The sequence below is a fragment of the Actinophytocola sp. genome, assembly GCF_009379765.1.
GTDB lineage: Bacteria > Actinomycetota > Actinomycetes > Mycobacteriales > Pseudonocardiaceae > Actinophytocola.
On the sequence record NZ_WHTD01000091.1, the window covers coordinates 1 to 14691 of the forward strand.

8 protein-coding genes and 2 pseudogenes are annotated in these 14691 nt (G+C 72.6%); 1 reads left to right on the forward strand and 9 read right to left on the reverse strand.

Annotated elements, in window-relative coordinates; genetic code table 11:
• Positions 1-381: 381 nt before the first annotated feature.
• From GEV28_RS25300 to GEV28_RS25340, 9 genes and pseudogenes are all read right to left on the reverse strand, one after another.
• Positions 382-966: a regulatory protein RecX gene (locus GEV28_RS25300; protein ID WP_291414716.1), complete on the reverse strand. Its 585-nt coding sequence runs from the start codon at positions 964-966 to the stop codon at positions 382-384.
• Positions 967-970: 4 nt separating this feature from the next.
• Positions 971-1603: a hypothetical protein gene (locus GEV28_RS25305; protein WP_367115182.1), complete on the reverse strand. Its 633-nt coding sequence runs from the start codon at positions 1601-1603 to the stop codon at positions 971-973.
• A gap of 54 nt (positions 1604-1657) precedes the next feature.
• A pseudogene (locus GEV28_RS42525) lies at positions 1658-2518 on the reverse strand (recombinase RecA); the annotation flags it as partial.
• Positions 2510-3127: pseudogene (recA, locus tag GEV28_RS25315) on the reverse strand (recombinase RecA); the annotation flags it as partial. The pseudogenes GEV28_RS42525 and recA, both read right to left, overlap by 9 nt.
• A 203-nt stretch (positions 3128-3330) precedes the next feature.
• Entirely contained in the window at positions 3331-3525 is a 195-nt protein-coding gene (locus GEV28_RS25320; protein ID WP_291414717.1) for a DUF3046 domain-containing protein, read from the reverse strand.
• Between the two features lie 142 nt (positions 3526-3667).
• Positions 3668-4054, reverse strand: a complete 387-nt coding sequence (locus GEV28_RS25325; protein ID WP_291414718.1) for a VOC family protein — start codon at positions 4052-4054, stop codon at positions 3668-3670.
• A 1-nt stretch (position 4055) separates the two neighbouring features.
• Complete coding sequence (locus tag GEV28_RS25330) at positions 4056-5855, reverse strand: Hsp70 family protein (protein WP_291414719.1); 1800 nt, start codon at positions 5853-5855, stop codon at positions 4056-4058.
• 21 nt (positions 5856-5876) lie between these two features.
• On the reverse strand, positions 5877-7688 hold the full coding sequence (locus GEV28_RS25335) for an Hsp70 family protein (protein ID WP_291414720.1): 1812 nt from the start codon (positions 7686-7688) through the stop codon (positions 5877-5879).
• Between the two features lie 77 nt (positions 7689-7765).
• Complete coding sequence (locus GEV28_RS25340) at positions 7766-9760, reverse strand: Hsp70 family protein (RefSeq protein WP_291414721.1); 1995 nt, start codon at positions 9758-9760, stop codon at positions 7766-7768.
• Between the two features lie 185 nt (positions 9761-9945).
• Here GEV28_RS25340 and GEV28_RS25345 point away from each other — a divergent pair, with 185 nt between their 5' ends.
• Positions 9946-14667: an ATP-dependent helicase gene (locus GEV28_RS25345; RefSeq protein ID WP_291414722.1), complete on the forward strand. Its 4722-nt coding sequence runs from the start codon at positions 9946-9948 to the stop codon at positions 14665-14667.
• Positions 14668-14691: the final 24 nt, after the last annotated feature.

Consider the following 14691-nt stretch of genomic DNA (forward strand, 5'->3'; position numbering starts at 1 on the left):
CCCCGGAATTAAATGTTGGGGTCACGTGGGGACCGGAACGTTCTGTTTGGTCACGTACTTGTGGCTGGCTTGCGTCACGTTCCCCTGAGGTACGGTTGGGACGCCCACGGCCTGATGTGACCTCGAGGGTCATGACTGCTCGGCACGTACCGGTGGTTGGGTCGCATCCCGTTCCCCTTGGGTGCGGTTGGCAGGCACGCGGTTCGTGCAGGCTCCCGCTCCGGGTCCGACCCTGGGCTCTCCCCTTGGGGGAAGGTCAAACCCCGCCCGCCCATCACCTTCCCGGCGCCACCGGAGTGGCGCCATCCGGCCAGGCACTGCGGCTCGGCCTCGTCGACCAGGTCGTCGTCAACCGTGTTCCCATGGTGTTCGGTGAAAGCGCTACCCGGGGCCGTCCAGCAGGTCGGAGTCCTCGCCGGCGGCGCGTAGCTCGTCGCGGACCACGCGGAAGGCCAGGCCTTCGGAATAGTCGCGGCGGGCCAGCATTCCTACCAGCTTCCGGATCCGGGCCGCATCGTCCGAGTCGGCCATCGTGCGGATTCGCTTGCGCACCAGCTGCCTCGCCCGTTCCTCCTCGGCCTCGGCGTCCACTGTGGCCACTGCCTCGGCGGCGACCGCGTCGTCGACACCCTTGCGGCGTAGCTCGGTGGCGAGTGCTCGCCGGCCGATTCCCTGGTGAGTGTGCCTGGATCGCACCCATACCTCGGCGAAGGCGCTGTCGTCGACGAGGCCCACCTCGTCCAGGCGGCTGAGGACCTGGTCGGCGACGTCCTCCTCGATCTCCTTACGCAGCAAGGCTTGGCGCAGCTCGGCCCGGGTCCTGGGCCGAACCGTGAGCAGGCGCAGGCAGATGTCCTTCGCCCGCTGGGCGGCGTCCACCTGCTCGGCGGCCGCCCGGCGCTCTCCGGAGGACGAGTCGTCGCCCGTCCTCCGGTGTCCTCGCCGCTGGTGGCGCGGCTCGGTCATCGGCTCAGAAGTCGACCGGGGCAGGGGCGGGCTCGGTGTCGGTGTCGTCGACGTCGAGCTTGGCGCCGATGCCGAGCTTGTCCTTGATCCGCTTCTCGATCTCGTTGGCCACGTCGGGGTTGTCGCGCAGGAACTTGCGGGCGTTCTCCTTGCCCTGCCCCAGCTGGTCGCCCTCGTAGGTGTACCAGGCGCCCGACTTGCGCAGGATGCCCTGCTCGACGCCCATGTCGATGAGCGAGCCCTCACGGCTGACGCCCTTGCCGTAGAGGATGTCGAACTCGGCCTGCTTGAACGGCGGCGCCACCTTGTTCTTGACCACCTTGACGCGGGTGCGGTTGCCGACCGCCTCGCCGCCGTCCTTGAGGGTCTCGATGCGGCGCACGTCCAGGCGAACCGACGCGTAGAACTTGAGCGCCTTGCCACCCGTGGTGGTCTCGGGGCTGTTGTGCACCATGACGCCGTCGGCCAGGTAGTTATGTGACCCCTCGACCTCGATATCGTAGCGGCTCATGATGGGATAGTCCGTCTTCGACGTGATCTCGGTGACCCGTGCAGGCATGAGTTGCATAGTGGGCTCGACGAACTCCGGCTCCACCTTGAACTGATCACGGAACCGCGGCAGCAGCTTGTACTCCATGGACGGGTGCACGTAAGGCGCCACCAGGTTCTGGAACCGAGCCGAGGCGGCGGTGAACTGCAGGACAGGCACTTCGCGAGCACCGCGAATGGTGAGCTTCACATCGAGGTCGTACATGTCCCGCAGGTACTCCACGAGTCGTTCCCGGGAACCCGGGCTCATCGCCTCGACACAGATATCGATCCGTCCGCTTCCTCCCCTGGTACGTTCCTGAAGCCCCTTGGAACGGAGCGAGAAAGACCCGTCGTCCATGTACCACACCGCGAGCGCCAGCGGGGTCAATGCCTTGAGGTAGTCCCAGGACAGGTGCTTCTTCCCGTCGCCGAAATAGACCGCCTTCCGCAACTCGCCGAGCTCCGCCAGTGGTGTGAAGTCCGCGAACGCCGCACCCTTCGCATTGGTTCGGCGGGAGTGCGGAACGTTCTCGAGCAGCGACAACTTCCATTCGAGGTAGGCCACCTGCTTGACTCCGTGCCCCATCCGCAACCGAGCGCTGTCGGAATCCGAGCGAAGCGGCTTCGAAAGTGCACTGTCTCCCATGAGCGAGCCGAGGATCACCTCCCACTGTTGGTCGCTGAGCAGGCATGGCTGAGCCAGCATCACCCGGTCGCCAACCTGGATATCGCCGGCTTCACGCCAGCCCCCCGGGGTGCGGATGAGGTGGTTGCGGGTCATGGCCAAGCTGGCATGTCCGCGCCCCGATCCCCCGCCAGCACGGTCGACCTTGAAGTGGAGGAATTCCTCGGTTTTACCATTGTTGAACCAGTTGACCACCTTGCGCGGAACGATGCGGTCGGTCTTCGGGTCGTACGACATCACCTCGACCGGCAACTTCTGGTTGACGATCTTGCCGAGCTTTTCCTGGGTACCATCTGCCAGCGTGACCTTGGTATACCAAGATCCACAGCCAAACATCACACCGATCTTCTCGCGCAGCTGGTTGATGAAGACGGCGGTGGTGCCGGAGTTGCTGAGCGCGCCGGCGAGCTTGCGCAGCGCCTGGCTCATCAGCCGGGCCTGCAGGCCGACGTGGCTGTCGCCCATCTCGCCTTCGATCTCCGCGCGCGGCACGAGCGCGGCGACCGAGTCGATGACGAGGATGTCCAGCGCGCCGGAGCGGATCAGCATGTCCGCGATCTCCAGCGCCTGCTCGCCGGTGTCCGGCTGGGACACCAGCAGTGCGTCGGTGTCGACGCCGAGGTTCTTGGCGTACTCGGGATCGAGCGCGTGCTCGGCGTCGATGAACGCCGCGATGCCGCCGGCCTTCTGCGCGTTGGCCACCGCGTGCAGGGCCAGCGACGTCTTGCCGGACGACTCCGGGCCGAAGATCTCCACGACCCGGCCGCGCGGCAGACCGCCGATGCCCAGCGCCACGTCCAGCGCGATGGAGCCGGTGGGGATGACCTCGATCGGCGCGCGGCTCTCGTCGCCGAGACGCATCACCGACCCCTTGCCGAAGTTCTTGTCGATCTGGGCGAGGGCCAGGTCGAGCGCCTTCGTGCGATCGGGTGCTGCTGGTGCCATCTGAGATCCACCTTGGTTGTGTCGAGACCGTTTCGAACTCACGCTGCCGACGCTACGGTCAGGGACCGACAATTCCGGACGACGGGGCCGATCTGTGGATCGACGACCCTGTTGTGGATAAGTAGGCTAGCCGAACGCTTGTTCGAGCGCGCGGCGACACGCCGTTGGTATCCTGCGCGGCTCGCGGCGGGGTCAGCGGCGGGTCAGCGGCGCTCCAGCGGCACCTCGAAGGTGTCGCACACGGCGCGCCAGATCTCCTTGGCGGACACCCCGGCCTCCAGCGCCTGGTCCACCGTGCGGTTGCCCAGCGCGCTGAACACGTGGTCGCGGGCGAGCATGTCGGCGCGGATCTCGCCGAACTCCTCGGCCATCATCTTGCGAAAGGCGGTGATACGCATCGACACCACCCTACGAGACCGGAAGAATGCCCGGCATGGACCTGTCACCGACCAGCCTGGAGTCGATCCTCCTCGAGATCGCCATCATCGTCGGGCTGATCGTGACGATCGTGCTGGGTGTGCGGGCGCTGCGTAACCGTCGTTAGCGCGGCTGGATGAGGTCCCAGCGGTTGCCGTAGAGGTCGAGGAACACCGCCACCGTGCCGTAGGGCTCGTGCCGGGGCGGCTCGGCGAACCGCACGCCGGCGGCCAGCATCCGCTCGTGGTCGCGGGCGAAGTCGTCGGTGTTCAGGAAGAGCCCCACCCGCCCGCCGGTCTGGTCGCCGACGCGGGCCTCCTGCTCCTGGCCGTCGGCCTTGGCCAGCAGCAGACCGGTCTCACGCGAGCCGGCCGGGGCGACGACCACCCACCGCTTGCCCGCACCCGTCGGGGTGTTCTCGCGCAGCTCGAAGCCGAGCACCGCGACGTAGAACGCGATCGCCTCGTCGTAGTCGCGCACGACGAGGGCCACCAGCCCGAGATGCGGCATGTCAGGTCCCCGGCTGGACGTTGTCGGCGAAGAAGTCGGCCAGCGTGTCCGGGGTGAAGTCGTCGCCGGACGCGCGCAGGTCGGTCTTGGTGAGCCAGCCGACCAGCGGACGGTCCGCCACGGTGAACACCAGCATCCCGGTGCCGCCGCTCACCCCCGCGCGAAACCGGCCGTCCAGCCCGTTCCCGCGCCAGTCGGCCTCGACGTGGCTGCCCTCGGTCATGTTGCCGAGCTGGACGTCGGCGACCTTCGCGGCGTCCCGCACCGAAGCCACGTGCGCGTAGCTGACCTGGTAGTCGTCGGAGAGCGCGCAGGAGACGTCCGCGCCGGAGTCCGCCTCGGCCGGGCGGCACTCGTCGCTGTCGGCGACCGCGCCGGCGAGCTGGCGCAGGCACCGGCTGAAGCCCTGGTTGTCGGTGTCGCCCTTCTGCTGGCAGTCCTCGGCGGTCGGCAGGTCGCCGGCCGGCCGGAGCAGGAACACCGCGCCCACCGCGGCGATCGCGAGCACCACGACCGCGGCGATGCCGAGCCACGCGGTGCGCCGGGAGGACCGGTTCCGCGGAGGCCCGGGCGGGGGCGCGACCCGGCCCGGGAACGCGGCCGGCAGCGGCGGTCCCGGCTGGAGCTGCGGACCGCTGGGCGGGCCGGTTGGCGGGCCGAGCGGGCGCGCCGGCGGCACGCCGGGTGGCGGCGTCGGCACGCCGGCCAGGTTGCGGGTGCGCAGGCTGACGCCCTCCTGCGTCATGTGGTGCGCGCCCAGCGCGACGGCGGTCTCCGGCTGGTCGAGGCTGGTGGGGACCACCCGCAGCTGCTCGGCGATCAGGGTCGCGATCAGCGGGATCCGGCTGGAGCCGCCGACGAGATAGATGCCGGCGAGGCGGTCCGGGGACAGGCCGGTGGTGCGGATCGTGCCCGCGAGGAGCTCGACACTGCGCAGCAGGCTGGGCCGGATCAGCGCCTCGAGCTCGACGCGGGTGACCAGGATGTCCGGGAACGGCTCCGGCAGCGGGACCTCGGTCTGCGGGTGCCGGGACAGCGACTCCTTGGCGGACCTGACGTCCTCGGCCATGGCCCGCCTGGCGCGGCGGTCCGCGGTCGACTCGGGGCGGAGCATGTGCTGCCAGCGGCCGGGGTCGCGGACGGACACCTCGCGGCCGACGTGCTCGAGGAGTGCCTGGTCGACGTCGAGGCCGCCGAGGTCGGGCAGGCCGGCCTCGGCGAGGACGGTGAAGCCGTTCTGGGTGGCCCCGACGACGGCGACGTCGAAGGTGCCGGCGCCGAGGTCGTAGACGGCGAGTGCCTGGCCGGGGCGCAGGTGCTGGCCGGGGAAGGAGGCGAAGTGCGCCGCGGCGGCGACCGGCTCGGGCACCAGGACCAGCGACGGGCCGAGCCCGGCCAGGCGCGCGGCGGCGAGCAGGACGTTGCGGCGGGCCGGTCCCCACTGGGCGGGGTGGGTCAGCCGAACCTCGTCGGGCTGCGCGCCGCCGAGCTGCCGGGAGGTCTCCTCGGCGACCCGGCGCAGGACGGCGGCGAGCGCGTCGGTGACCGGCACGACGACATCGCCGAGCAGCAAGGTCCCTTCGTCGACCCGGCGTTTGGGGTTGGGCTCGAACCGGGCGGGGTCCAGCCGGGCCCGCCGCTCGGCGTCCCGCCCGACGACGAGGTTCCCGCCGTCCGCCGCGAAGGCCGCCGACGGCATGGTCGCCGCCCCGTCGACCTCGACGACCCGAGGCGGCCGGCCGTGCGCCGACAGGACGGCAACTGTGTTGGAGGTCCCCAGGTCCACCGAAAGGACGGTCACAGCTCTCCCTCGCTCGGACCGCTACGCGTCCGGCAGGTTATCGAACGTGGACCCGAGGAGGGCCCGAGCCGCCGAACAGGCGTCGCCTCCGCCGGCGAGGTCCACATCGGCGGAGAGGCCGGCGTCGGGCTGGTACTGCACGCCCACCACGCAGCCGGACCCGGTCTCCTCGGTGCTGACGGGATTGTTGTCGAACTCCGTACCCGCCTCGGTGGAGCCCCGTGGTGCCCACCGTCCCACCGTGATGGTGGCCCTGGCCGGTTGCTCGGTGGCATCGGCGCTCTTCCAGGCACAGAGCTCCTGCGGGTCGCCGTAGGGCGGGCCGGTGACCGAACCGCCGCCTTCCAGCACGAGGTCGACGCCGAGCGCCGACCGGACGTCGTCGTCGACGAAGACGTCGCACACGACGCCGGCCTGCGGTATCTGCTTCGTGTGGAGGGCGTCCTCGTCGACCGACAGCAGGTACACGATCCGCCAGACACCCAACGCGGCAACGAGCAGCACGACCACGGCCGGAACGAGGATCGCCCACAGCGGCACCTTGCGGCGGTTCGCCGTGGCCGGCGCCGGTCGCGGCGCGAAGCCCGTGCTGTACCGCGGGGCCGCCCACGCCGGTGTGGGCGGCCTCGTCGGCCCCACCGGCCCCACCGGCCTCGTCGGCCTCGTCGGGGGTGCCGGTGGGCGGGGTGGGGGCGTGATGCTCGTGGTGCGGTCGTCCGCTCCGGCGACCGCGGGCGGGAGGTTCTCCGTGCGCGGGCTCATACCCTCGCGCGGAACGTGGTGCGCGCCGAGCGCGACGGCCGTCTCGGGTTGGTCGAGGTTGGTCGGCATGATGCGCAGCTGCTCGGCGATCAGGGCGGCCACCAGGGGGATCCGGCTCGAGCCGCCGACCAGGTAGATGCCCGCCAGGCCTCCGGGCGGCAGGCCCGCGGAACGCACGGTGGCCGCCAGCAGCTCCGTGCTGCGCAGCAGGTTCGGCCGGATCAGCGCCTCCAGCTCCGCCCGCGTGACCAGCACGTCCTCGAACGGCTCCGGCAGCGGCAGGTCCGTCTGCGGATGCCCGGACAGCGCCTCCTTCGCCGCCCGCACGTCCTCGCGGAGCGTCCGCTGCGCGCGCCGGTCCGCGGTCGACACGGGACGCATCAGGCGCTGCCAACCGTGCGGGTCCCGGTGCGACACCTGGCGACCGACGTGCGCCAGCAACGCCTGGTCCACGTCGAGCCCACCCAGGTCCGGCAGGCCGGCCTCGGCCAGCACCGTGAAGCCCGACCCGCTCGCGCCGACGACCGCGACGTCGAAGGTTCCCGCGCCCAGGTCGTACACCGCGAGCGCCTGGCCGGCCGCGAGCGCCTGCCCCGGGAACGACGCGAAGTGCGCGGCCGCGGCGACCGGTTCCGGGACGAGCACCAGGTTCGCGCCCAGGCCCGCCTGCCGCGCCGCGGACAGCAACACGTTGCGCCGCACCGGACCCCACTGCGCCGGATGCGTCAGCCGCACCTCGTCCGGCCGTGCGCCGCCGAGCTGGCGGACCGTCTCCGCCGAGACCTTGCCCAGCACCGCCGCGAACGCGTCGGTGACCGGCACGACCCGGTCGCCGAGCAGCAGCGTGCCCTCGTCGACGCGGCGCTTCGGGTTGGGCTCGAACCGGGCCGGCTCGAGCCGGGCCCTGCGCTCGGCCTCGCGACCGACGACCAGGGTCCCGTCCTCGGCCGCGAACAGCGCGGACGGCGTCGCCGCCGAGCCGTCGACCTCGACGACCCGCGGCGGCCGGCCGTGCGCGGCCAGCACGGCGACGGTGTTCGACGTACCGAGATCGACGGACAGGATCGACACAGCGCACCCCCACATACACTGACAGTTATCTCGTGCATGATGCCGCGCCCCCACGGCCACGTGCGGATGCGCGACCTCTAAACGCCGCCGTCGCTGCCGGGCTTGACGTGCTGGTTGAAGAAGTCGACCAGGTCGCCGCTCGAGGAGTCGGCGTCGACGTCCGTGCTCAGGTGCATCAGCACGCCGGCCACGGGCGAGTCGTCGACCTGGAAGACCAGCACGCCGTTGCCGTAGCCGATGTCGATCGCGTAGTAGGTGCCGGCCTGGCCGTCGCCGTCCCAGTCGCCCTCGTCGGTCTCGCCGCTGCCGGTGCCGAGGTTCTCGAACTGCTTCTTGATCGTCTCCATGTACTGCTTCGCGGTCTCGGCGCCGGACTGCTCGCTGCCGTCGGCGCTGTCGCTGGCACCGAAGTGCATGTACATGACGGTGTAGTCGTCGTCCATCGTGCAGGACGCCGTGGTGGCGCCGGGTGTCTCGATGGCCTCGCCGCCCATCGGGGTGGCGGCGCCCTTCTGGCAGTCGTTGTTGTCCACGACCGCGCCGGCGAGCTGGCGCATGCACTCGCTGAAGCCCTGGTCGTCGGCCTGCCGGTCGTCGCAGCCACCGGACCCGGCGGTGCCACCGCCGCCGCTGTCGCCGGAGGTGGCGATGAGGATGCTGACCGCCGCGATGACCAGCACCGCGACGACCGCCGTGGCGATGTACCAGCCCCGGTTCGACGAGCCGTTCGGCGCGGGCGGTGGCGGCGGCCGGAAGGACGGACCGGACGCCATCGCCGGCATCGGGTTCGGGCCGCTCGGCGGACCGGTGGGCGGGCCGGGTGGCGGGGGCGGCGGACCCTGGACCCGCTGCGGGCCGCTGTTCGGGAACGCGCTCGGCTTCGGACCGGGCGGCGCAGCCGGGCCCGCGGCGGCGAACCCGCCGGTCCGCGGGGCCACCACCTGCTGGGTGCGCTGCACGTCCTCGATGGTGTTGCTGATGTCGCTGGTGCGCATCGTGACGCCCTCCTGCGGCACGTGATGCGCGCCGAGGGCGACCGCGGTCTCCGGCTGGTCGAGGCTCGTCGGCACGACCCGCAGCTGCTCGGCGATGAGCGTGGCGATGAGCGGGATGCGGCTCGACCCGCCGACCAGATAGATGCCGACCAGCCGGTCCGGCGTCATGCCCGTCGACCGGATGGTGCCGGCGAGCAGCTCGACGCTGCGCAGCATGCCCGGCCGGATCAGCGCCTCCAGCTCGACCCGGGTGACCAGCACGTCGTCGAACGGCTCCGGCAGCGGGACCTCGGTCTGCGGGTGCCGGGAAAGCGACTCCTTGGCCGCCTTCACGTCCTCGCGCAGCGCCCGCTGCGCGCGCCGGTCGCCGGTGGACACCGGGCGCAGCAGCGACTGCCAGCGGCTCGGCTGGCGGTGCGAGACCTGGCGGCCGACGTGCTCGAGCAGCGCCTGGTCGACGTCGAGACCGCCGAGGTCGGGCAGGCCGGCCTCGGCGAGCACCACGAAGCCCTTCTGGGTCGCGCCGACGATGGCCACGTCGAACGTGCCGGCGCCGAGGTCGTAGACGGCCAGCGCCTGGCCGGGGGCGAGCGTCTGGCCGGGGAAGGAGGCGAAGTGCGCGGCGGCGGCCACCGGCTCGGGCACCAGCACCAGGTTGGAACCCATGCCGGCCTGGCGTGCGGCGGACAGCAACACGTTGCGGCGGACCGGACCCCACTGCGCCGGGTGGGTGAGCCGGACCTCGTCCGGCCGCGAGCCGCCGAGCTGGCGGGAGGTCTCGTCGTTGACCCGGCGCAGCACACCCGCGAGCGCGTCGGTGACCGGCACGACCTGGTCGCCGAGCAGCAGCGTGCCCTCGTCGACACGGCGCTTCGGGTTGGGCTCGAACCGGGCAGGGTCCAGCCGCGCCCGCCGCTCGGCGTCCCGCCCGACCACGAGATGTCCGTCCTCGGCGGCGAAGACCGCGGACGGCATCATCGAGGCTCCGTCCACGTCGACCACCCGCGGTGGTCGGCCGTGTGCGGCCAGCACGGCGACCGTGTTGGACGTGCCGAGATCCACCGACAGGACGTTCACGTCTCTCCCCTCGTCCGGCCCCGCCCCCGCGCGACCGCCACGGACGGTGCCCGCTTGCTGTCGAAGATGCTGCCATGACCGCCGACACCATGGGACAGGTCCCACACATCAGGCTGTCCGTCGTCGGTGTACTACCCGGCGTGACGACCGGCCGGGTTCAGAAATTGTCGGTGGGTCGAGGCACCATGGGTCTCGTGAGTTCCTCCGCTCGTCCCGATGTGCTCGACCTCTTCTCGCCGGCCACCAGGCAGTGGTTCACCGGCGCCTTCGCCGCGCCCACCGAGGCGCAGTCCGGCGCATGGTCGGCCGCGGCGGCGGGTGAGCACGCGCTGGTCGTGGCGCCCACCGGGTCGGGCAAGACGCTGGCGGCGTTCCTGTGGGCACTCGACCGGCTGGCCACCCGCCCCCGGCCGGCGGAGCGGACGCGGCGCTGCCGGGTGCTGTACGTGTCGCCGCTCAAGGCGCTGGCCGTCGACGTGCAGCGCAACCTGCGTGCCCCGCTCGCCGGCATCGGCCAGGCCGCGCGCCGGCTGGGGCTCGCCGAGCCGGGCATCACGGTCGGCATGCGCACCGGCGACACCCCCGCCGACGAGCGCCGGTCGTTCGCCCGCACGCCGCCGGACGTGCTGGTCACCACGCCGGAGTCGCTGTTCCTGCTGCTCACCTCGGCGGCTCGGGAGTCGCTGCGCGGGGTCGAGACGGTCATCGTCGACGAGGTGCACGCGGTGGCCGGCACCAAGCGCGGCGCCCACCTGGCGGTGTCCCTGGAGCGGCTCGACGAGCTGCTGCCCGCGCCGGCCCAGCGGATCGGGCTGTCCGCCACGGTCCGGCCCATCGACGAGGTCAGCGCGTTCCTCGCCGGCACCCGGCCGGTCCGGGTGGTCGCGCCCAAAATCGGCAAGATCATCGAGATGAAGGTGGTCGTCCCGGTCGAGGACATGACCGAGCTCGACGGCCCGCCGCCGCTCGAGGGCCCGGTCACGCCCGACCCCGACGCGCCGCTCTCGCTGCCGTCCGGCCTCGGCACGCTCGAGGAGATGACTGGGGCGCCCGGCGGCACCCGCAGACCGTCCATCTGGCCGGCGGTCGAGGAGCGGGTGCTGGAGCTGGTCCGCGCACACCGGTCCACGATCGTGTTCACCAACTCGCGCCGGCTGGCCGAGCGGCTCACCTCCCGGCTCAACGAGCTCGCCGCCGAGCGGCCGGTCTACCCGGTCGACGTCGGCCGCTTCCCGGCCGAGGCCATCGCGGAGTCCGGCTGGGCGGCCGGGGTCGAGACGCCCACGGTCGCGCGGGCGCACCACGGGTCGATGTCGCGCGAGCAGCGCACCTCGGTCGAGGAGGCGCTCAAGTCCGGGCAGCTGCCGTGCGTCGTGGCCACCTCGTCGCTGGAGCTGGGCATCGACATGGGCGCGGTCGACCTGGTCATCCAGATCGAGGCGCCGCCGTCGGTCGCGTCCGGCATGCAGCGCATCGGCCGCGCCGGGCACCAGGTGGGCGCGGTGTCCCGGGGGGTGATGTTCCCCAAGTTCCGCGGCGACCTGGTGTCGTGCGCGGTGGTGGCGGAGCGGATGGCCGAGGGCGCCATCGAGGCCATGCGCTACCCGCGCAACCCGCTGGACGTGCTGGCCCAGCAAGTCGTCGCCATGGTGGCGCTCGAGCCGTGGCCGGTCGACAAGCTCACCGCGCTGGTGCGCCGGGCGGCGCCGTTCGCCGCGCTGCCGCAGTCGGCGCTCACCTCGGTGCTCGACATGCTGGCCGGCCGCTACCCCAGCGAGGAGTTCGGCGAGCTGCGGCCGCGGATCACGTGGGACCGGATCAACGGCGAGCTGCGCGGGCGGCCGGGCGCGCAGCGGCTCGCGGTCACCTCGGGCGGCACCATCCCCGACCGCGGGCTGTTCACCGTGATGACGCCGGCCTCGGAGTCGGGCGCGGGCTCGCGGGTGGGCGAGCTCGACGAGGAGATGGTGTACGAGTCGCGGGTCGGCGACACGTTCCTGCTCGGCACCTCGTCGTGGCGCATCGAGGACATCACCGCCGACCGGGTCATCGCGGTCCCGGCGCCGGGCGAGCCCGCGCGGATGCCGTTCTGGAAGGGCGACGCGCCGGGCCGGCCGCTGGAGCTGGGCCGCGCGCTGGGCAAGTTCCTGCGCGAGCTGTCGAGCATGAAGGAACCCGCGGCCCGGGAGCGGGCCACCCGGGCGGGGCTCGACGTGCTGGCGGCCGACAACCTCATCGCCTACCTCGCCGAGCAGAAGGAGGCCACCCGGCACATCCCGGACGACCGCACGCTGCTGGTCGAGCGGTTCCGCGACGAGCTCGGCGACTGGCGCCTGGTCGTGCACTCGCCGTTCGGCGCGCAGGTCAACGCGCCGTGGGCGCTCGCCATCGGCGCGCGGCTGCGAGAGCGGCGCGGGGTCGAGGCCCGGGTCGCGCACTCCGACGACGGCATCGTCATCCAGCTGCCCGACGCGGTCGACGTCGACGGCAAGGACATCCACGCCGCAGCCGAGGACATCCTGCTCGACCCCGAGGAGGTGGAGCAGGTCGTGGTCGCCGAGGTGGGTGGCTCGGCGCTGTTCGCCTCCCGCTTCCGCGAGTGCGCCGCGCGGTCGCTGCTGCTGCCGCGGCGTGACCCGCGCAAGCGCACCCCGCTGTGGCGCCAGCGGCAACGATCGGCCCAGCTGCTGTCGGTGGCGGCCAAGTACGAGCGGTTCCCGGTGGTGCTCGAGGCCATGCGGGAGTGCCTGCAGGACGTGTACGACGTGGCGGGCCTGCGCGAGGTGATGACCGACGTGCGGTCGCGGCGGATGCGGGTGGTGGAGGTCGAGACGCCGTCCGCGTCGCCGTTCGCGCGCAGCATGCTGTTCGGCTACGCGGGCATGTTCCTCTACGACGCCGACCAGCCGCTGGCCGAGCGGCGGGCCGCGGCGCTGTCGCTCGACAGCTCGCTGCTGGCCGAGCTGCTCGGGTCCGAGGCCATCCGCGAGCTGCTCGACGCCGACGTGGTGGCCGAGGTCGAGCGGTCGCTGCGGCGGCTGGATCCCGACCGGGCGGCGCGGCACGAGGAGGATGCCGCCGACCTGCTGCGCTTCCTCGGTGACCTGTCCGCCGACGAGGCGGCACTGCGCGGGGTGCGGGCGGAGTGGTTGGCCGAGCTCGAGCGCCAGCGCCGGGTGATCCGGGTGCGGATCGCCGGCGAGGAGCGCTACCTGATCATCGAGGACGCCGGCCGGGTGCGCGACGCGCTGGGCACGGCGTTACCCGTCGGCGTGCCGGAGGCGTTCACCGAGCCGGTCGACAACCCGCTCGCGGATCTCCTGTCGCGCTTCGCCCGCACGCACGGACCGTTCCCCGCCGGCGAGGTGGCCGTCCGGTTCGGGCTTGGCGTCGCGGTGGTCAGCGGCGTACTCGACCGGATGGTCGGCACCGGGCGACTGGTGCGCGGCGAGCTGCGACCACTTGCGGGACACCCGCACCCGGGCATCGGCGGCGCCGCGTCAACCGAGTACTGCGACGCGGACGTGCTGCGGCGGCTGCGGCGGGCCTCGCTCGCCAAGCTGCGGGCCGAGGTCGAGCCGGTGGAGCCGGCGGCGCTCGGCCGGTTCCTGCCCGCGTGGCACGGGGTCGGCAAGCGGTTGCGCACCGCGCCAACGGCCGACGACGTGCTGTCCGTCGTGGAACAACTGGCCGGGGCGCCGTTGCCGGCCAGCGGGTTGGAGTCGCTCATCCTGCCGTCCCGGCTGCCCGGCTACTCCCCCGCGCTGCTCGACGAGCTCACCACCGCCGGCGAGGTCACCTGGTGCGGCACCGGGTCACTGTCCGGTGGGGACGGCTGGATCGCCGTCGCCCCAACGGATGTGGCCGACCTGCTGCTGCCCGAGGTCGAGGCGGTCGTCCCGGACACGCCGCTGCACACGGCCGTGCTGTCCGCGATGGACGGTGGCGCGCCGTTCTTCCGGCAGCTGGCCGACCGGGTCGGCGCGGTCATGGTCGACGGCGGCGCGGACGTTCCGGCGGACGCGGATGTCGTCGCGGCTCTGTGGGATCTGGTGTGGGCGGGTCTCGTCACCAACGACACCATCGCGCCGCTGCGTGCGCTGGTGTCGGGTCGGGGTGCGGCACACAAGCCACGCAGCTCCACGCCGCGCGGCCGCTATGCCCGGCTGCGCGGCGGCCGCCCGGCAGTGGCGGGCAGGCTGCCGAGCCGCACGGGTCCTCCCACGGTGGCCGGCCGGTGGTCACTGGTCACCACGCGGGAACCCGACCCCACCCGCCGGGCGCACGCCCGCGCCGAGGCGTTCCTCGAGCGACACGGCGTGCTCACCCGGGGCGCGCTGGGTACCGAACGGGTGAGCGGCGGGTTCACCGGGGTGTACAAGGTGCTGCGGGCGATGGAGGAGTCCGGCCAGATCGTGCGCGGCTACGTGGTCGAGGGCCTCGGCGCGTCCCAGTTCGCCGCGCGCGGCGCGGTCGACCGGCTCCGCGCGCTGTCCCGTTCGGACGGTGACCCGGCCACGGACGAGACGCCGTCCCGGGTCCTGGCCGCCGCCGACCCGGCCCAACCGTACGGCGCGGCGTTACCGTGGCCCGACCCGGTCGGCAGCGGCAAGAACGCCGGAAAGCACCGTCCGGCAAGGAAAGCCGGCGCGCTGGCGGTCCTGGTGGACGGCCGGCCGGTGCTGTACGTGGAGCGAGGCGGCCGGTCCCTGCTGTCGTTCACCGAGGAGGACGCCCCGTTGCGCGCGGCCGCGGAGGCGCTGTCCCGTGCGGTGCGCGAAGGCTGGCTGGGCCAGCTGGCCGTCCAACGAGCGGACGGCGAGGTGGCCCTGACCTCCAACCTGGCCGACATCCTGCGCGACGTCGGCTTCCGCGCCACGCCGAAGGGTTTACGCCTGCGCGCCTGACCCCGGCCACCGCGCCGGCAGCCG

Excerpts from the sequence above, each read along its gene's own strand:
- GEV28_RS25305 (WP_367115182.1), bottom strand. The coding sequence starts at position 1,603 with ATGGAGTACAAGCTGCTGCCGCGGTTCCGTGATCAGTTCAAGGTGGAG.
- GEV28_RS25325 (WP_291414718.1), bottom strand. The coding sequence starts at position 4,054 with ATGCCGCATCTCGGGCTGGTGGCCCTCGTCGTGCGCGACTACGACGAG.
- GEV28_RS25320 (WP_291414717.1), bottom strand. The coding sequence starts at position 3,525 with ATGCGTATCACCGCCTTTCGCAAGATGATGGCCGAGGAGTTCGGCGAG.
- GEV28_RS25345 (WP_291414722.1), top strand. The coding sequence starts at position 9,946 with ATGGGTCTCGTGAGTTCCTCCGCTCGTCCCGATGTGCTCGACCTCTTC.
- GEV28_RS25300 (WP_291414716.1), bottom strand. The coding sequence starts at position 966 with ATGACCGAGCCGCGCCACCAGCGGCGAGGACACCGGAGGACGGGCGAC.